The organism is Bradyrhizobium sp. GW821-FHT12B03 (assembly GCF_058807535.1).
This window is the reverse complement of sequence record NZ_JBXAQU010000030.1, coordinates 30,694-48,568: the sequence shown is the minus strand read 5'-3', so window position 1 is coordinate 48,568 and position 17,875 is coordinate 30,694. Positions and strand designations below refer to the sequence as shown.

21 protein-coding genes are annotated in these 17,875 nt (G+C 62.7%); 13 read left to right on the top strand and 8 right to left on the bottom strand.

Going from position 1 to position 17,875, the window contains the following annotated elements:
- Positions 1–62: 62 nt before the first annotated feature.
- Positions 63–455, bottom strand: coding sequence for a VOC family protein (locus AC1RUR_RS36235; protein WP_492852919.1), 393 nt, complete (start codon positions 453–455; stop codon positions 63–65).
- A gap of 47 nt (positions 456–502) precedes the next feature.
- Between AC1RUR_RS36235 and AC1RUR_RS36230 the strand changes: the two genes are divergently transcribed.
- The 5 genes from AC1RUR_RS36230 to AC1RUR_RS36210 all read left to right on the top strand — a co-directional run bounded on the left by AC1RUR_RS36230 (position 503) and on the right by AC1RUR_RS36210 (position 3,424).
- Positions 503–649, top strand: a complete 147-nt coding sequence (locus tag AC1RUR_RS36230; RefSeq protein ID WP_492852944.1) for a hypothetical protein — start codon at positions 503–505, stop codon at positions 647–649.
- Between the two features lie 64 nt (positions 650–713).
- Positions 714–866: an integrase gene (locus tag AC1RUR_RS36225; RefSeq protein WP_492852918.1), complete on the top strand. Its 153-nt coding sequence runs from the start codon at positions 714–716 to the stop codon at positions 864–866.
- The gene (locus tag AC1RUR_RS36220; protein WP_492852917.1) at positions 866–1,249 is read left to right on the top strand and encodes a hypothetical protein; all 384 of its coding nucleotides are present in this window, start codon (positions 866–868) and stop codon (positions 1,247–1,249) included. The genes AC1RUR_RS36225 and AC1RUR_RS36220 overlap by 1 nt, the downstream gene beginning before the upstream one ends.
- A 77-nt stretch (positions 1,250–1,326) precedes the next feature.
- Entirely contained in the window at positions 1,327–1,737 is a 411-nt protein-coding gene (locus tag AC1RUR_RS36215; protein ID WP_492852916.1) for an SMI1/KNR4 family protein, read from the top strand.
- 926 nt (positions 1,738–2,663) lie between these two features.
- A protein-coding gene (locus AC1RUR_RS36210) for an IS5 family transposase (RefSeq protein ID WP_492852915.1) occupies positions 2,664–3,424 on the top strand; the annotation gives its coding sequence in 2 pieces (ribosomal slippage) (positions 2,664–2,721 and positions 2,721–3,424; 762 coding nt in all).
- 87 nt (positions 3,425–3,511) lie between these two features.
- Here the strand turns inward: AC1RUR_RS36210 and AC1RUR_RS36205 are convergent.
- Positions 3,512–4,105 carry an NADPH-dependent F420 reductase gene (locus AC1RUR_RS36205; protein ID WP_492852914.1) on the bottom strand — a complete coding sequence of 198 codons (594 nt, stop codon included), beginning with the start codon at positions 4,103–4,105 and terminating at the stop codon, positions 3,512–3,514.
- A gap of 16 nt (positions 4,106–4,121) precedes the next feature.
- Positions 4,122–4,856 carry an SDR family NAD(P)-dependent oxidoreductase gene (locus tag AC1RUR_RS36200; protein ID WP_492852913.1) on the bottom strand — a complete coding sequence of 245 codons (735 nt, stop codon included), beginning with the start codon at positions 4,854–4,856 and terminating at the stop codon, positions 4,122–4,124.
- A 286-nt stretch (positions 4,857–5,142) separates the two neighbouring features.
- Between AC1RUR_RS36200 and AC1RUR_RS36195 the strand changes: the two genes are divergently transcribed.
- Together AC1RUR_RS36195 and AC1RUR_RS36190 are read left to right on the top strand one after the other, a co-directional pair.
- Positions 5,143–6,039, top strand: coding sequence for a LysR family transcriptional regulator (locus AC1RUR_RS36195; RefSeq protein WP_492852912.1), 897 nt, complete (start codon positions 5,143–5,145; stop codon positions 6,037–6,039).
- Positions 6,040–6,395: 356 nt separating this feature from the next.
- The gene (locus AC1RUR_RS36190) at positions 6,396–7,445 is read left to right on the top strand and encodes a hypothetical protein (RefSeq protein WP_492852911.1); all 1,050 of its coding nucleotides are present in this window, start codon (positions 6,396–6,398) and stop codon (positions 7,443–7,445) included.
- Between the two features lie 57 nt (positions 7,446–7,502).
- Here the strand turns inward: AC1RUR_RS36190 and AC1RUR_RS36185 are convergent, their stop codons facing one another.
- Together AC1RUR_RS36185 and AC1RUR_RS36180 are read right to left on the bottom strand one after the other, a co-directional pair.
- Positions 7,503–7,850, bottom strand: a complete 348-nt coding sequence (locus tag AC1RUR_RS36185; protein ID WP_492852910.1) for a hypothetical protein — start codon at positions 7,848–7,850, stop codon at positions 7,503–7,505.
- A gap of 63 nt (positions 7,851–7,913) precedes the next feature.
- Positions 7,914–8,063 carry a hypothetical protein gene (locus AC1RUR_RS36180; protein ID WP_492852909.1) on the bottom strand — a complete coding sequence of 50 codons (150 nt, stop codon included), beginning with the start codon at positions 8,061–8,063 and terminating at the stop codon, positions 7,914–7,916.
- A gap of 435 nt (positions 8,064–8,498) precedes the next feature.
- Here AC1RUR_RS36180 and AC1RUR_RS36175 point away from each other — a divergent pair, with 435 nt between their 5' ends.
- Positions 8,499–8,795, top strand: coding sequence for a hypothetical protein (locus AC1RUR_RS36175; protein WP_492852908.1), 297 nt, complete (start codon positions 8,499–8,501; stop codon positions 8,793–8,795).
- Between the two features lie 102 nt (positions 8,796–8,897).
- Positions 8,898–11,168 (top strand): hypothetical protein, encoded by a 2,271-nt coding sequence (locus AC1RUR_RS36170; RefSeq protein ID WP_492852907.1) that lies wholly within the window; start codon positions 8,898–8,900, stop codon positions 11,166–11,168.
- A gap of 89 nt (positions 11,169–11,257) precedes the next feature.
- Here the strand turns inward: AC1RUR_RS36170 and AC1RUR_RS36165 are convergent, their stop codons facing one another.
- Positions 11,258–12,718, bottom strand: coding sequence for an NAD-dependent succinate-semialdehyde dehydrogenase (locus AC1RUR_RS36165; protein WP_492852942.1), 1,461 nt, complete (start codon positions 12,716–12,718; stop codon positions 11,258–11,260).
- A gap of 173 nt (positions 12,719–12,891) precedes the next feature.
- Between AC1RUR_RS36165 and AC1RUR_RS36160 the strand changes: the two genes are divergently transcribed.
- The 3 genes from AC1RUR_RS36160 (at position 12,892) to AC1RUR_RS36150 (ending at position 15,745) form a co-directional block, all read left to right on the top strand.
- Complete coding sequence (locus AC1RUR_RS36160) at positions 12,892–14,151, top strand: serine hydrolase domain-containing protein (RefSeq protein WP_492852906.1); 1,260 nt, start codon at positions 12,892–12,894, stop codon at positions 14,149–14,151.
- A gap of 134 nt (positions 14,152–14,285) precedes the next feature.
- Positions 14,286–15,167 (top strand): AraC family transcriptional regulator, encoded by an 882-nt coding sequence (locus AC1RUR_RS36155; RefSeq protein WP_492852905.1) that lies wholly within the window; start codon positions 14,286–14,288, stop codon positions 15,165–15,167.
- A gap of 128 nt (positions 15,168–15,295) precedes the next feature.
- Positions 15,296–15,745 (top strand): GNAT family N-acetyltransferase, encoded by a 450-nt coding sequence (locus AC1RUR_RS36150; RefSeq protein ID WP_492852904.1) that lies wholly within the window; start codon positions 15,296–15,298, stop codon positions 15,743–15,745.
- A gap of 186 nt (positions 15,746–15,931) precedes the next feature.
- Here AC1RUR_RS36150 and AC1RUR_RS36145 read toward each other — a convergent pair whose 3' ends face one another.
- A complete protein-coding gene (locus AC1RUR_RS36145) occupies positions 15,932–16,432 on the bottom strand; it encodes a DinB family protein (protein WP_492852903.1) in 501 nt (166 codons plus the stop codon).
- A 319-nt stretch (positions 16,433–16,751) separates the two neighbouring features.
- Between AC1RUR_RS36145 and AC1RUR_RS36140 the strand changes: the two genes are divergently transcribed.
- Positions 16,752–17,696 carry a DUF7638 domain-containing protein gene (locus AC1RUR_RS36140; RefSeq protein ID WP_492852902.1) on the top strand — a complete coding sequence of 315 codons (945 nt, stop codon included), beginning with the start codon at positions 16,752–16,754 and terminating at the stop codon, positions 17,694–17,696.
- A 56-nt stretch (positions 17,697–17,752) separates the two neighbouring features.
- Here AC1RUR_RS36140 and AC1RUR_RS36135 read toward each other — a convergent pair whose 3' ends face one another.
- Positions 17,753–17,875, bottom strand: coding sequence for a hypothetical protein (locus AC1RUR_RS36135; RefSeq protein ID WP_492852943.1), 123 nt, complete (start codon positions 17,873–17,875; stop codon positions 17,753–17,755).

Sequence of the window (17,875 nt, the reverse complement as noted above, 5' to 3'; positions counted from 1 at the left end):
AATCGTATGAGGGCTATGGAAACACTCTGGCCGGCAAACGCGGACAGAGCATAGTTGGGATTCTAGGAGCGTATCTCCTGCGCGATCTCCCACATATGACCGGATGGGTCGGAAAAGGCAGCGGTGCGACGCCCCCAGGGACGATTGATGGGGCCGTTTACCAGATCGACGCCGCTTTGCCGGAGCTTCGCGCAGGCTTCATCGACATCGGCGACGCGAATGGTCATAAGCATGCGAGGTCCGGCGCTTGATGAGGCAGGCACCACCGGCTCCACGAGTTGCGGTGCCTGCGCGTCCTGTAGCAGATTGATCATGACGCCACCGAGCGCGATCACGCTGCACACGGCATCGGAATAGATCGGCCTGGCGTCGAACACGGCCTCGTAGAATGCCCTCGTGCGCGCAAGGTCGTCAACGAAGAGGGTCACGCACTCCAGATTGTTCAAGCTGTTCATACAAGGGGCCTCGGCCGACTGTCTTCCGACAAAAGATAATAACGCATTTGGAAATAAGGAAGCAGGTTGGCTTTTCGGCTCTTCGCTATTTCGGTGCGCTGAAGCCGCAAAAGTCGCATATCGCGATGTCGGTGACGAAGTCGTTCACCGGCGTGCTCGCCGGCATGCTGGTGCCGCCGAGGGCACGTTTTTAGGGGCTCCGTTTCGGTCGGTTCTGTACCATGATGGTATCTGGCGGCGAACCGAACGGAGACTACCTTGTTGACCGATACGGGACTTCAGAAGCTCAGGCCTGGCGAGAAGCTTTACAAGCGGGGCGACCGCGACGGCATGTGCGTTGCCGTCCTGCCCATCAATAGGCGCAGGCAGATCCGGGAAAGTGGCGACCACACCATCAAGGTGGTGCATTGATGCGCGTCGCGTTGAAAGTGGTGGTGGCCGCAATATTTGCCATGCCGGCTGCGGTGGCTCTGGCGAAGTCTCCGGACTGCGCGAGTTGGCCCACGAACATGGCCCTCGTGCACCTCAAGAACGCCGGCCTGATTGATATCCCATCAGTGATCGAGGCGCAGACCAAGGCCGTTCGTCTCGCATCCGAAAAGATCGGCAAGGACCTCTACCAGCAGGTTTACGACATCACGTTTCACACCAGGGATGGCAAGACGATCGAGGTCATCACGAAAAGCCAGGCATCAAGCGAGGAATGCTCGATGAGCGGCGTCGACGTCTACGTGGTCTCGAAGAAAATCGGCGGGTCGGCAGAGCAGCCATCTGAGGGCACGACTAAAAAGTGATCCGGCAGCACCGAAAGCTCAGGAACTGGAGCGGAATGACGATTGATCCAAATTGAATCGAGCCCTAGCATCGCGTCATGAACGCCGAACAACGAATTGAGAACTTGGAAACGGCGCTTGGGGCCAGCTTGCCCGTGACATATCGCGCCTTCCTGCGGTCACATAGGGAAGAGCCCTCTCGTCCGGTTCAGGTCGTCTCGACCAATCCAGACTATTGGGATGTGAGCTGCATCTTCGAAATCGGCGACGCTGAAAGTTACCTCCAGCTCGATCATTGTTATGAACTGGTTGGCGATGTCCTTCCGGATAGGATGTTGCCGGTTGGCGAAGACCAAGGTGGTAACCTCTACCTTTTGGATTGCCGCGCGGGTCCGAGCACCGGAGCCGTCTATTGGTGGGATCACGAACAGGAGCTTGGCGAGGATCGCGTGGAGTTGGTCGCGATGAGCTTCCCGGAATTTCTCGCTGTTCTGGTCCCCGATTCGTAGCGGCTTCGACGAATGGCCGCCGTTTCGGTGACAGTGCATTTAACTCCCGCTCGTCAAGGATCGCTTGCGAGTTAAATGCGCCGTCATCCTAGGCCGTGTATCCATAAACAGGCGGCGTGATGCGACTAAAGCAATGTCTGCTTTGCCCCCATAGCGACCGACTTCGGGCGGCAGCGCAATATGTCGCGACGGGCTAGAAGCGGACATTGGAGGCGAAGATAAGCATGATTCGCGATGAGCAGTTATCGACCGCGTCGTAACGGCACTAATACCAATTTCCACCACAACACGGCCGAGCATATCCCTCCTACGGCACCCGCAAAACCGCTGAATAGTAGCGTCTCGCACATGTCGCGAATCGGAGCAGGATTGCGCCAGAGGCCGACGATTGTAGGAACAAGCATGAGTGTTTCAGCTGCGAGGATGCTTACGAGGATGTTCGATGTCCGGGAAGGACAGCTCTGCTTCGCAAGCCACAGCGCTTTGGGCCACTCTGTCGTAGCTCCCAGGATGGTTGCGGCCCCAATTCCGACAAGGCTGGCCACAAACCAGAGAAATGACGTCATCTCCAAAAGGCCGCTCGCGCTCCCGCTGCCGTAAGACAACAAGTAATTCCACAACAGATAATATGCCGACGATAAAGCTATGACAACGAAGCCCGAGACTATGCCGGTCAACAATATCGCCGATATCGCTCGAATAGTTAAAACTAGCTTTGGCACGCTGTGTCTCACAATTCTCGAACACTGTCGGCAAGAATACCAAATCGCACAAGTCCGCTTCGGGTCATTTTCGACGCATTTGTCAAAGATTGAGGACTGGTTGATGTCCGCTCCTGTCCGTAAGCGCCGTACCAAGAGCGGGCCAGGAGCGTTGCGTTTGGCCGGACTGCCGTGATTCAAACTCCCGAACTGGGGACTCGAATCATGCGCTACGAACTCGCCGACCACGAATGGACCGCCATCAAGCCGATGCTGCCGAACAGCCGCGTGGCGTTCCTCGGGTGAACGACAGACGGGTCCTGAATGGCATCTTCTGGGTCCTCCGATCAGGAGCACCCTGGCGTGATCTGCCGACGGCGTTTGGTCCATACACCACTTGCTACAACCGCTTCGTTAGGTGGCGGCGGGCCGGTGTTTGGGGCCGCATCATAGAAGCGCTTGCCACTGCCCATGATGCCGCTGTCCAGATGATCGACACCTCCATTGTCCGCGTGCATCAGCATGGAGCTTGCATCACAAGAAACCAGCGCCAATCGATGGGAAGGTCACGCGGCGGCTTGACGAGCAAAATTCATGCGGTGGTCGATGGCAATGGTCTGCCGCTACGGCTGGCGCTGAGCCCTGGCGAGGCCCATGATGTTCGACTTGCCGGAAAACTGCTCTCTCGTCCTAAATCCGGGTCAATGCTGCTTGCCGACCGTGGCTATGACGCCGACTGGATCAGGGAGCTTGCCATGAAGAAGGGCGCGTGGGCCAACATCCCGCCGAAAAGCAACCGCAGCGATCCGATTTGCTTCAGCCCCTATCTCTACCGTGCTCGCAACCAGGTCGAGCGGTTCTTCAACAGGATCAAACAATGTCGTCGGGTAGCGACGCGCTACGACAAGCTGGCCGCCAACTACCTTGCCTTCGTTCAGCTCGCGTCAATCAGGCTATGGCTGCGTCTTTATGAGTCCGCGTCCTAGTTCGCTTCAAATATCCGGTCGCGCGCTGCTCGAAGAAGTTATCGCGCGCGACCTGTTCTCGTCGTCAATCACACGGCCGCAAATCGACTACTGCTCCTTCCTGAACAAATCCTGGAAGATCAGCTGGCCCCACACGCGGCCGCGTGCATGCACCAGGGCGCCGCCCTCGTTGAGCTTTCCGAGCTTCACGGGTGCGAAGCCGAGTTGTTTGGCCAGGGCTGCCACGGGAGCGATTGCGTCCTCGTCGTCGCCAGACAGAAAGACGACCCGGTGGCCGCCCTCGACGACCGGATCGGCCGCCAGTTTGGTCGCACCCAAATGATTGAAGCCTTTCACGAGCCTGGCGCCGGTGAACGCCTTCGCGACGACGGCGGAGGACAGAAGATCGTCCACCTCTTCTCCAAACCCGTTCGTCGCGTCGATGATCGTCTTGCCTATCCAGTTCGGCAGCGCCTTCGCAACTTCGCGATGCTCGCCGAACGGGACCGCCAGGATGATCGTGTCGGCCTCCAGCGCGTCCCGCAGCGACCTCGCGACGACCGTGGCTCCGATCGCCCGGGCCTGCGGCGCCAACGCCTCGGGCGGCCGGCGGCTCGCGACTGTGACGTCGACGTTCTTGCGGGCGAAGGCGTGGGCGAGGGCCTGGCCGATCTTGCCGAATCCTATGATTGCGTAGCTCATCATGCGTCTCCGTTTTTCAGATGGCCGAGAAGCCGCCGTCGACGGACAGCTCCACCCCGTTCACGAAGCTGGAATCGTCCGAAGCCAGAAACAGCGCGACCGCCGCGATTTCCTCAGGACGACCCATCGTTCCCCGGGGGATCAGGGATTCGAACATCCGCTTCGCCTCCTCGGTGAGGACCTGGTCCTGCATCGGTGTGGCGATCGGCCCCGGGCTCAGCACGTTCACGCGGATATTCCTGCCCTTCAGTTCGTTGAGCCAGGTGCGTGCGAATGAACGCAACGCCGCCTTGCTCGCCGCATACACGCCGTAGCCGGGAAAACCTTTCACCGACGCAACGGACCCGGTCATGAAGATCGATCCGCCGTCGCGAAACAGCGGCAACGCCTTCTGAACCGTGAACAGCGTGCCGCGCGTATTCAGGCCGAAGGCCGCATCGAAATGCTGCTCGGTGATCTCGTCCAGCGGGACGGCTTCGCCCGTGCCGGCGCTCGCGTACAGGACGTCGATGCTGCCTTTTTCCCGCTTGACCGTATCGAACAGGCGGTCGAGGTCGGCGAGATTGGCCGCGTCGCCGCGCACGCCGGTCACGTTCCGGCCGATCAGCTTAACGGCCTCGTCGAGCGCTTCCTGCCTTCGGCCCGTGATGAAGACATAGGCGCCTTCTTCAACGAACCGCCTGGCGCTCGCCAGCGCCATGCCGCTCGATCCACCCGTGACGACTGCGATCTTACCCTCAAGCTTTCCCATGACTTCCTTTCAGACGCCGTCTCTGGTCGTTCGGGGACACCCCCGAGAGCCTCGACATAGGTCCGCCGGAGTCAGGCGTTGAGTGCGGAAGCGCGCACAACGGTGGTGCAAAATCGATCCGGCTGGGCGATTGACGCCAGCCGCGACGATCGGGGGCCGCCGCTCAGAGTCAGGCGCTTTTCGGCATGGGCTACAACAATCGCCCCGCGCCACCCACATACGAGATGCTGTTCGATGGGTTGGACACAGGCTCTGGAAGGCGCACCGCGCGGTGCGGGATTGCACCATGATTGACTGGGACGACGTTCGCTATTTTCTGGCCGTCGCGCGCGGGGGCTCGGTGCGGGCTGCCGCCGAGCGCCTCGGTGTGAACCACGCGACCGTGCTGCGACGCATCGCCCAGCTCGAGGAACGCCTCGGAGTCCACATGTTCGAAAAGCTGCCGTCGGGCTACCGCCTGACGGCTGCGGGCGAGGAGGTCCTCGCGTTCGCGGAGCAGATGGAAGCGTCGTCGCACCAGCTGGAGACGCGCGTCTTCGGCCGCGACCAGAGCGTGCGCGGGCGTCTGCGGGTGACGCTGGCACCGCCGCTTGCGACACACCTGCTCATGCCTGATTTTGCCGATTTCGCGCGGCTGCATCCTGATATCGAGATGGACATCCTGTCATCAGGCGAGCTGGCAAATCTGACCAACCGGGAGGCCGACGTCGCGATCCGCGTCGTCTACGACCGCAAAACCCTGCCGCTGAATCTTCACGGCCTGAAGGGACCGAAGGTGTTCGGCGGCGTCTACATGTCCAGGGATCGACTGGCCGCGTGGCGTGCGGGCGCGCCTGATCCTGTCAGGTGGATCGTCATCAGCATGCATGGCGTCCCGGACTGGGCCGGCGCGGGTGAGGTTCGCGCCGCCGAGGTTCCGTTCAGAGTCACTGATGCCGGAGCGCAGATCGTTGCCGTCAGGCAAGGGATCGGGATCGCGACACTGCCGTGCTTCGTCGGCGATGCTGACCCCCAGCTGGTGAGGGTGCCGGGCACCGACCTGCACATGTACGGAACGCTCTGGCTTCTCACGCAGGGGGAGACACGCAAGACCAAGCGCGTGCGGCTCTTCACCGAGTTCGTATCCCGCAGGCTTGCCGCCTACGCGCCGCTTCTCGCGGGGCTGTCCCTATCGCGCGACTGACGCGCGGCAGGTCGGCGCTGGCTGTGGACGTCGCCTGTCGCGGCGACCCCGTCGTCTTGCTGCACGCCAATATCTGCGATCGCCGCATGTGGCGCGCGCAATTGGATGCCGTCGTCGCGAGCAACAAGGCCATCGCCTTTGATCGCCGGGGCTTTGGCGAGCCCCCGCGCCCTCGGCCTCGCTATCCGCTGGCACGATGAAGTGGGAGCAGGGGCAAGGTTGCAAACGCTGAGGTTGCGTGTAGTCTGTGGTTTTCTGCGATTTCGATAATTTTGCGACGAATTGGTTGATCGATAGACCGGCCTCGAGGATTGAGGACCGGACACGCGCCTCCATAGCGAGAGGATTGCAGAGCAATGACGCGCATCGTCAAAATCTTCCTGTCATCCCCGTCCGACGTTGCGGCCGAACAGAAACTGGTCCTGGCGCTGGCCGCGGAGATCAATGCTGTGATCACCTTCCTGGCACCATCGCTCGACGTCAAGCTCGAGGTGCTGCGCTATCAGGACAACGTGTTCCCCGATCTCGGCAAGCCGCAGGACGTGGTCGACAGGCAGATCCCGCAGGATTTCGACATCTTCCTGGGCATCATGTGGATGCGATGCGGGACGCCGACGGCGGACGCGCCCAGCGGCACGGTTCATGAGTTCCGGCAGGCGATGAAGCGGCGTGAAGCCACGGGCCAGCCGATCATCATGTTCTATTTCTCCGGCCAGCCGCCCCCGGCGGCTGCTCAAACGGTCGAGGAATTGGAGCAGATGAAGCAGGTGCTGCTGTTCCGGAAGGAGCTCGAGCAGATCGGCTTGACGATGGTCTATCCCGATCGCGAAACCTTCAGGGAGAGAGCGAGGGGCGGGTTGTTGCGTGCCGTATCCGATCTGCTGAACCGTGTACCGATGGCACAGACGGCAAATTTGGCGAAGGAAGGGCCCGTCACCGAGTCGCCCAGCAAGATTGCGGAGCTGGCAAAAGCCTATGACCAGGTCCGCGTCACGATGACGGGCGGCCAGGAGCGAACTGACCGGATGACTGATATCGTCGGCAGCATGGTCGCCGAGGCGCCGACCGCCATCAAGGCGTTCGATCTGCTCAAGGGGAGCGTCTCGGCCGGCGAACGTCTGGCGGCCATCGCGATCCTGCGTGCGTTTCCGCGCGAAGATCAGCTTGATTGGCTGGCCGACCGGCTGCACCCCGAGCGCGAGAAACCCTTCGTTGGCTTCCAGGCGGCGACATCAATCGCGCAGGCGGTTCGGAGCCTCCCCGCAAGCGCCGACACCGCGCTTCAAGCCGCGATCGACAAGGCCATGAAGTTCGCCCTGCTCAACCCCGACGATCCGCCGCGCATCAGGATGCTCCAGCAGGCGCAACGCGAGCTGGAGCTGAAGCAGCGGCAATTGAAGCCGTGAGCGTGGACTCGTCCAGTTCGGCGTGAAATGCCAGGGCAAGACCGCCGCGCGCCGCATCTACCGCGGCGCCAGCCCTGCGCCGTTTTGAAATGCCAGCAGCCCGATGCAGAAGATCGCGGCGCCGACCAGCAGCACCACCGGGACCAGATACGGCGAGGAAATGATTTCGAGCACGGGAAATGCCTTGTCCGAAAAGAACCTTCTTTGAGCCACCCATCCGGTTGCGATGAGTGGCGTGAAGGCGACAAGGACGTAAAGAGCCCCCAGCATCCAGCCGAACGCGGTCAAATCTTTCGATCGGGTCGCTTCACCCGCGAAGCCGAGAGCGGCAATCGAAACGAAGGCACTCAACGCGCTGACGAGAAGCTCGGCAGCCAGGACGACGATCGAGAGAGCTGTATTCATGCTTGGATTCTAATTGAGAATGGGATGTCCATGAGGGGGCGGCCTGAAGGGCCGGCGGCCGCATCAGCTGCGATCGAAGTCCTCGAGGTCGAGGATGACGCGCTCGAAGTCCGGCGCGAGCCTCTCGTACTGCCGGAGGAGACCTGACGTCGCGGTGCCGTCCTGCGCCGAAACCGCCGGATGGGCCACTTTGAGCGAGGGAAGGTAGTTCATCCGCATCGTCATCTTGGAGGGGAATGCTCACTCTGGCGAGAAACGGTGGCGCGACAGTTCGGCTTTTTGGCGCAGGCCGCCGCAATCGCAGCGGCGCGTGCTCGCCGCGTGCTCTTACTGCCAGCCGCTTCGTCGGCCCGCAAGAGGCCTCACGCCGCGCTTGCGATCGTCGTGCAGATCGTCTTGCGCGAACGCTGGATATCGATCGTGCTCCGCGGCGCGCCGTGCTTCGCGCCGGTGCTCAATTGTCGCACCTTCGGTGTGAAGCATCTCACACGCACGCTTGCATAAATACGGCCATAAAGTACCTGCTGTGATTGTGCATGGCAGAATGCCACCACATCAGCTTGAAATGAGCTGCACACGCCAGAACGACATGTTGAGATAGCCTCCAACCGGCCGATCGCGCCGGTTGATGAGAGCTATGGAGACACTATGGCTGACAAACACGAACAGAGCATGGTTGGTACGTGGACCAAAACCACGGCGGCTGCGTGTGCGGACAAATATCCCGCCACCCTCACATTCTCGACCGGCACCTACCGCGGCCTGCGCGGTGAAGGGCAGGGCATGGTGTGGTGGGATGCGGGAATCTACCGTCTCGAAGACTCCAACACGCTCGTCGTCGGGACGGCGAACGATGAACTCGTGACCTATCGCATTTCACTCGAGGCCGACCGGTTTGAGTTTACGGATTCCGAGGGCTGTGTCGTGACCTATCGGCGCGCGTAGGACTGCGCACGCCACAGCTGACTTGAGATAACGCGGGCGTACCCGCGAACGAGCCCGACGCTCACGTCGATCGCCTCGTCATTTCAACGAGGAGATTACGACATGTGCAATTGCTCAGAGCATGAATCCAGTGGCAGCCTTTCGAAGATGACCGCGGCGTCGGTCGAGCCGGCCATGAAGCCGCTCGTGCCGCTGTCGCGCCAGATCAGCATCGGCGATGACGAGTCCGGCGACCAGCCGGCCGCAACCGACCTGAAGCCCTTTCCGCCGTTCAGGCTCTGCAAGCTCGACTTCCGCGAAGGCTGCTACCAGATCAACTTCAGGCCGACGGCGAGCCTGGTGTCCTTCGAAGGCACGCTGCGCGTCGATCGCTCTGCGCCCGACGGCGGCGCAGACCATCTGATCGTCAGCGGCGATCTCTACTCGAAGCGGCCGGTGATCGATCCTTTCCCCCATCCATTGCCGCCTGTGGGCAACAAGGACGAAGATGAGGCCGCGGCCGACTCGGGGCTGACGAGCCTCGCCGGTTCGCTCAGCGCGGTCGATGAGCCGGCTATTCCATTCCCGATCCGCAGGCCGAAAATCCCCATCTTCCCCCGCGCGCGCTATCACTCCTATCTCAGGGTGACCAGCGTGTCGGCGCCCGTCGCGGTCCCGTTCCCGAGGAAGTGCGAGCTCACGATCGTTGCCGAGCAGTTCAACTACACGCAGCCCCCGGCCGGCCAGTTCAGGGGTTCGTTCCCGGCCACGCCCTCGCGCACCGTAACGATGAAGCTGTCAAAGGTGGCGGCGCCGTTTCCGTTCTCCCTGACCGGCGGGCCGTTCTACGAGGGCCGGCTGTTCGAGGGCGGTGTGGACAAGGGCAGCATCACGCTCGCCTGGGTGTCGAAATTCTTCCGCCGAGCGACGCTGGAGATCGACACGCTGGTCGGAGCCGTGCGGCCCGCGCCGGTGCCCGACGGCGCCGGCGGCACGGAGTTCTTCGACACGGTCTTTGCCAGGACCGGCTGGCAGCTGACGGTCGTGCAGGACCAGCTCAACGTCCCGGTGCCCGCAGGCGTCGTTGCGACCAATTGCTGGAGCTCGGCGGATCTGCACGCGCTGATGACCAGCGTGCGGAATCCTGCGACGAATCTCGACGCCGAATGGCGCGTCCACATGATCGTGGTGCCCGCCAAGCTCGGTTGCTCGCGCGGCATCATGTACGACCAGATCGGCGTTCCCCGCGAAGGCTGCGCCAGCTTCTCCGATGACGGCTATCCCACCTCGGATTCGTCGAACTTCGGTCTGGCCGCCAACCGGAAGCAGCGTGACGTGCCGCGGGCGTTCCTGCGCAGCGCGACCCACGAGCTGACGCACACCCTGAACCAGATCCACCAGGAGCAGGAAACCGCGGCCGACAACTCGATCATGACCACGACGCCGAGCGTGGCGGACGTGCTCGGCGGTCCGGCGACCGGCGAGCCCGGCGTATTCCCGGATCAGATCAAGCTCGCGCACAACACCAACGTCCGTCACCACCTCAACCACATGCCGGACCCCGTCATTCGTCCGGGCGGATGGCCGTTCGCAAGCTGGTTCCCGACCGGCGCGCCGCAGGCCGCCGACCGGCACGATTTCGAACCTTCCGAGCTGGCGCTGACGGTGACGGCCACGACCGACCGCGTCGCGCTCGGCCAGCCGCTGGATCTGTCGTGGACGATGACGAACACGAGCGGCGTGTCGCTGCGCGCGCCGAACGACGTCGGCACCGAGGCATTGTTCGCTTCGATCACCGTCACCGATGCGGAAGGGCGCGAGCGTCCGGTCAGGCCCTTCGTGATCCTGTGCGAGCACGCGAAATTGAGCGAGCTCGAGGCAGGCCAAAGCGTCACGGCCACGGCGAAGGTGTTTTGGAGCACGGCGGGCTTCGCCTTCGAGCGGCCGGGCCGCTACCGCGTCGACGTCGCCGTGTCGTGGTCGGCGCAGGGCGTGATGGTGGGCGTGCAGTCGGGGATCGACGTGTTCGTCGATTATCCGTCCAGCGCCAGCGACAACCATTCGGCCAATCTCGTGCTGCATCCCGAGGTCGGCAAATGGGTGGCGCTCGGCGGCGATGCCTATCACCTCGGCGAGGCGTGCCGGCGGTTGCAGGCTCTCAGCCAGACCGCGGTGCCGGCCGGCGCGCAGGCCGTTGCCGGCGACGGTGCGCCCGCGCCGCGCGTGCTCGACGGCTTCGCCGACATGCTGCCCGACCGCGCCAAGCTCGCCAGGTTGCGTCCCGAATTGACCGCCGACACGGGCGGCCGCGCGGCACGCGGACCGGCGCGCGCTGTGGCGCCGGGGCGCAAGCGCGCGGCGAAGGCAAAGAAGCGCACGGGACGAAAGGGGTAAGCCGAAGCCGGAGTGATGGGGATCGTTACCCATCTCATCCGACGTCACGTCACCCGCGCCATGCCGGCGCGGGTGACGCATGATGCCGTTCAGAACCGGGCGTCGATGTCGACGACGTCGATCAGCTTGTGATTGACGAATTCCTTGAGGCCGAGCCCCAGCAATTCGCGTCCGTAGCCGGAGCGGCGGATGCCGCCGAACGGCAGGTCCGCCTCGACCTTGGTCGGATGGTTGACGAACACCATGCCGGTGGAGATCTTCCTGGCGACATCAGCGCCATGCTTGGTGTCGGAGGTGAACACCGAGCCGCCGAGGCCGAACGGGGAATCGTTGGCGATGCGCACGGCATCGTTCTCGTCCCTGGCGCGAAACAGCATCGAGACCGGGCCGAAGAATTCCCAATAGCGCGCCGGATTGTCGTCGCCGACATCGGTCAGGATCGTCGGCTGCACGAAGGCGCCCTGGTTGGGGACGGGCGGGCCGACCTGCTCGGCCTTGGCGCCATGGGCGACGGCCTGGCGGATCTTCTCCTTGATCTCGTCGGCCGCCGCCTGCGAGGACAGCGGGGCGAGCGTGGTTTCGGGCGCGAAGGGATCGCCCGCCTTGAGGCCGGCCACGCCGTCGCGGTAGCGTGCGAGAAACTCGTCATAGACCGCGTCGACGATGATCATGCGCTTGGACGAGACGCAGACCTGACCGCCGTTCCAGTGACGGCCGAACACCGCCCATTTGATCGTCTTGGCCATGTCGGCGTCGGCCAGCACGATGAAGGCGTCGGCGCCGCCGAGCTCCATGGTCGACTTCTTCAGCGCCTTGCCGGCCTGCGCGGCAACGACCGCGCCGGCATCTTCCGAGCCCGTCAGCGCCACGCCATGAACGCGCGGATCGTTGATGATCGTCTCGACCTGCGAGCGCGTCGCATAGAGATTGATGAAGGCGCCCTCGGGCAGCCCCGCCTCACGCATCAGCCGTTCGAACGCCGCGGCGCTCTGCGGCACGTTGGAGGCGTGCTTCAGCAGCATGGTGTTGCCGGCCGAAAGCTGCGGGGCGATGATACGGGCGATCTGGTAGTAGGGGAAGTTCCAGGGTTCGATGGCGAGCAGCACGCCGAGCGGCTCGCAGACGATGACGGCCTCGCCCTCGGCGGGATCGGCGACCTTCAATTTTTCCGGACGGAGCAGGCGTTCGGCATTCTCGACGTAATATTCGAAGATCTTCGCCGACAGCTCGACCTCGGCTTTCGCTTCGGCGAACAGCTTGCCCATTTCGAGCGTCAGGAGCCTTGCGTAGGCGTCGGCATCCTTGCGCAGCAGGTCGGCCGCCTTTTGCAGGATCGCGCCGCGCGCGGCAAAGGATGTCTCCCGCCAGGCCAGGAAAGCCGCGTGCGCCGCGTCGATCGCGCGGGCGACCTCGGCATCGCTTGCGGTGGGGAATGTCTTGAGGGTTTCGCCCGTGTAGGGATAGGTGGTTGCGTAGGCCATGCGACGTCGTTCCTTTCGCCAGTGCTGACGAAACGATGGATCACAATGGAGTTCGTCACGTTGAGGCAGGTCAATCGGCGCGCCTCAACGCCGTTCACGAGACGGCGATCGGACCGCGCGGGCGGTCGCCGGGACCGGCCATCCTCAGGCTTCGCCGCACGGCACCCCGGCACAAACGCGGGATGCGGGTTGCGCCGCCCCATGATACGTCGTTCGCATCATTCTCTCCGGAGCCGCCGTTCATGTCCGTTGCCACTGCCTCGAGCCAATCGCCCGCAACCGCCGCCGAGACCGATCCCGAAACGCTCGGCTGGATGAGAGGCTTTCCGCCGGCGCCGGACCGCACCATCACTTTCCAGAACGGCTCGTTCCGCAGCTTCCCCGAGCTGCGCTGGGCCTGGAGCAATGTGCGACAGCTGGTGCCGACCGTGAACGTCTGGCGCGGGGCAGGGCCCGCGTCGGTGTTGCCGCGCGAGGACCACGATATCGGCGCGTCGGCCTCGATCACGATGGACGGCCGTCCCATGACCTTCGCGAAAATGCTGGAGGAGACCTATGCCGATGGCATCGCGGTGCTGCACCGGGGCAAGCTGATCTATGAGCGCTACTTCGGCGCCTTGAAGCCGCACAAGCCGCATATCGCGATGTCGGTGACGAAATCCTTCACCGGCGTGCTCGCGGGCATGCTGGTCGGCGAAGGCAGAATCGATCCGCAGGCGCCTGTGACGGACTACGTGCCGGAGCTGAAGGCCGGCGCGTTCGGCGATGCGCGCGTGCACGAGGTCATGGATATGACCACCGGCCTCGAATACACCGAAGTCTACACCGACACGAATTCGCACGTATGGGGCCTGCGGCGCGCCAACGGCATGGCGCCGATCCCGCCCGACTATGACGGTGCGACCAACATCTTCGATTTCCTCGTCGCGCAGACAAAGCGGGGCGAGCACGGCAAGGCGTTCGCCTACAAGACCGTCAACACCGACGTGCTCGCCTGGATCATCCGGCGCGCCAGCGGCATGACGCTGGCCGATCTCCTCTCCGAGCGGATCTGGCAGCCCATGGGCGCGGAGGAGGACGCGCACTACCACGTCGACCGCATCGGCACCGAAAGCGGTGGCGGCGGCCTGTCCACCAGCTTGCGCGATCTCGCCCGCTTCGGCGAGACCATGCGCAATCACGGCCGCTTCAATGGCCGCCAGATCGTGCCTTCGATTGTCGTCGAGGACATCGCCCGCGGTGGCGACCCCGAAAAGTTCAAGCCGGCCGGCTACACCACGCTGCCGGGCGCCTCCTACCGCAATCAATGGTGGGTCACGCACAATGCCCACGGCGCCTATATGGCGCGCGGCGTGTACGGCCAGGGCCTCTACATCGATCCCGAAGCAGAGATGGTGATCGCGCGCTACGCATCGCACCCCGTCGCGGGCAACGCCGCCAACGATCCCGTGACGCTGCCGGCCTACATGGCGCTGGCCAGGCAGCTGATGGCGGGCGGGTAGGGGGCAAACTGCAAGTGCGCTTTGTAGGATGGGTTACCCATCCTACAGGTCCTACGGTTTCCGCCAAACCGCAAGATCGGTCGAGCGCGTTACGGCCGTCAACGGCTAACTGGAGCCGCCACGGAGGAGGGACGATGACGGCGGCACTGCAAAACTATCAGGATCGGATGCGACGGGTGCTGGACCATATCGACCGGCATCTCGACGCTGATCTCGACCTGGACAGCTTAAGCGCTGTTGCGGCCTTCTCGAAATTTCATTTTCACCGGCAGTTCGCGGCGACCTTCGGGTTGTCCGTGCATCGCTATGTCCAGCTGGCCCGTCTGAAGCGCGCGTCGCATCAGCTGGCCTACAATAGCGCGCAGAGCGTCACTGACATCGCGATGGATGCCGGCTACGACGCACCCGATGCCTTCGCCCGCGCCTTTCGGCAACGGTTCGGGCAATCGCCGTCGTCGTTCCGGAAATCACCGGATTGGGAGCCGTGGCTTGCGGCCTTCGGGCCTCTGGACAATGCGAGGAGCAAGCTCATGCAGACGAGTTTTACCAGTGACGACGTGACGATCCGCGACGTGCCGGCGACGAGGGTGGCGATCATGGAGCATCGGGGAAGCCCGGAGACACTTGGTGACACGATCCGGCGGTTTATCGCGTGGCGCAGGGCCGCCGGCCTGCACCCCCGGACGAGTCCGACCTTCAATGTCTGGCATTCCGAGGGGCGTCCCGTGCAGCTGGATGAATACAGCATCGACCTTTGCGTGGGGACCGACCAACCGATCGAGGCGAATGGCGAAAAGATCAGGGCCGGTGAGATCCCCGGCGGACGCTGTGCCGTGCTGCGCGTCGTCGGCTACACCGACAATCTGGAGCCCGCCGCGCTCTATCTCTATCGCGACTGGCTTCCGGCCAGCGGCGAGGAAGCCCGCGACTTCCCGATCTATTGCCAGCGGCTGAGCCTGTTTCCGGAGGTGCCGGAGCATGAGGCGGTCGCGGACGTTTTCCTGCCGCTGAAGTAGCGCGCTCTGTAGGGTGGGTCGAGCGAAGCGAAGCCCATCCTGCGGTCTCAGCTTCGGCGGACAAGTCGCGAACGCACCCTGCGATCTGATAGTGTCCCCTGCGAAGCCGCGATCTCTGGTGCCACAACATGACCGAAGCCATCATCCGCGCTGCGGCGGAGCATGATCTGCCCGAGGTGCTTGACCTTTATCGGCACCTTCACCCCGATGATCCCGAGCTGGAACCGGCAGCTGCCGAGCGCGTCTGGTCCAGATTGCTGGCATCGGGCTTCACGACCGTGATCGTGGCGCAGGCAGCGGAACGGCTTGTGTCCTCGTGCACCCTCGCAATCGTGCCGAACCTGTCGCGAGGCGGTCGATCCTATGGGGTGATCGAGAATGTCGTCACGCACGCCGACCACCGCCGGCTGGGGCTCGGCCGGCGGGTTCTTGCGCATGCGGTCGATCTGGCCTGGCAGGCCGACTGCTACAAGGTCCTGCTCGCGACGGGGTCGAAGCGGGAGACCACCTTGCGCTTCTACGAGGGGGCCGGCTTTGTTCGCGGCGGCAAGACCTACTTCGAAATGCGGCGCCCCTAGTGGGCGGTTTGGCCGGAGCTTTGCCGCTCACCGGGCAGGGTCCGCTTCGAGGCGGTGATGCGGGCCGCCGAGCAATCCGGTCTTCCCGGCAGGAAGGGTCGTTTGCGGGAGGGGACGACATCCTACGCTAAGGGACCCCGAGTTTTGCGAGCCAGTCCACGTCGCTCCTTCAAGAACGCACTTGGCTTAGTATTCGAGCATCTGAAGATCAGTCGGCTCCGGTTTCGCGCCTGCTGCGGTCAGCATCGCGTGAACCTGGCCCCGATGGTGTGTCTGGTGGTTGAAAAGCTGCATGACACAGAGCGCTTTTGGCTTCTCGATCCGGGTGGTACCATCCCCGGGATACCAGACAAGCATCCCGTCCAAATCCGCGTCGCGCAATCTCGCGGCCCACTCTTCGATTTCCTCGTTTCTTTGTAAACGAAGCGCCTTGAAGTCAGCCCAATCCGACGGGCTTGTAAGCGAGTGCTTGATGGTTTCCTCCGGACGCTCGTTCCCTTTTAATCGTTCCAGTATCAGCGCATCAGCCCAATAGAGATGGTTCAATGTCGCTGCGATCGATTGGAAGAAGGCACCTCGATCTTTCCAGCGATCCTCGTTGGTGAGCCCATCGGCGGCCGTTACCAACGAGGCATTCTGCCAAGTGTTATAACGGGACATGAGTCGGCAATATCCGGCAGAGATCATCTCATCCTCCAATTTCATCGATGTTTGGCTGGAACAGTGCCGGGCGGATCAGTCTCGTCCGATGCAATCCGCGTCATAACGCCGAAGGTCAGGCTGGTCGCCTGAGTGACGGATTTGCTGCACTTCAACAGTACGTATAGGCTTTTCGCCGTTCCCTGACAACCATGCGCGGCGTGCATCGCGCGATAACCCTTCATCCGGTATGTAGGATGGGTAGAGCGAAGCGAAACCCATCATCTAATCGATGAGTTCAACTGCGCTCCACCCATCCTGCGCGTTCTGAATCCAGGCTCGATGAAAGCCGGAGAGAGGCAATGACGTGTGGCCCTTCACGAAAGACAAGAGTCAGCGCTTCGAGAGCTGGCCAATCGTGCGTTCCAAACCCGGTGGGAAGACCTACGGCCGCTCGATCTCGTTGTTCGTCAACAATGTGCAGTGCCATCTCACGACTGTGGATGTGTACGGGGACGGCTCGATAGATTGTTGGGGCTTTGTCGATAGGGCACTGTTCAAGGCCAAATTGAACTCTCGGTGGGTTGTCCCTGATCCAGCAGGAGATCAGTCCTTGTCAGTCTTTCACCTGGACACGGCCTGCATGAGTGTCGGCAAGTGGTTTCAGACGCGATCGAGCATAGCGGAGGAGGTCGACGCGACCATCCGGTCATTGAATCCCGGCATGCAGGGTTTGATCGACATGCAGGGTTCGGACGTCGAGATTCGCGGCAAAGTGCGGACCGCAAAGATGGGGATTTCCGACAAAAGGGCCTACCGCGTCGCAGGCGCAGCGGACGAGGAAATTCTAGCCGACGACGTGCCGATTCTCAAGGCAACGGGCGTAGGAACGGAACTGACGCGGCTATTCGTGTTTGCCGACGGTTTGTTGCGGATCGGCCCTGACGGCGATCCTTTCCCGCTTGAGAAATTGTCTTCGCGATACGCAGAAGGAGAGATCAGCAATCAAGCTCCAGCCGGAAGTCTGGTCCATCTGCCTGGATTAGGCGAATTCCGGCCGACAGAAGTATTCGGACGCATCTCTGTCCATGATCGTATCGGCGAAATCCACGACATGCTCGATAAATTGAACGGTGGCTCCGGCGTGGTTCAGCACTGCGCTCGACTTTATGAGCAGTATAAGTCCGAGCCGACGCCTCAGATGAAGGATGCCTTGCGCTCGGCGTATGAGGCCGTCCCGGAACATTTGCGCTGTTACTGCGGGGATATGGATACACGCGATACGGCAATCCGAAAGGCGCTCTTCGGGTAGTGTGTTATGAGTGCCCCTGGCCCGGAGCTGTCGCGCGTAGGGCGGTTGCGCTTGGCTCATCCGCCCGATATGCGCGCCATCTGCTCGAACTCCTTGACCAGCCGCTCCCGCTCCAGCCGGGACAGCCGCTGGATCCAGAAACGACCGTCCGTCGTCGTTCTCGTGATCCAAACCATCAT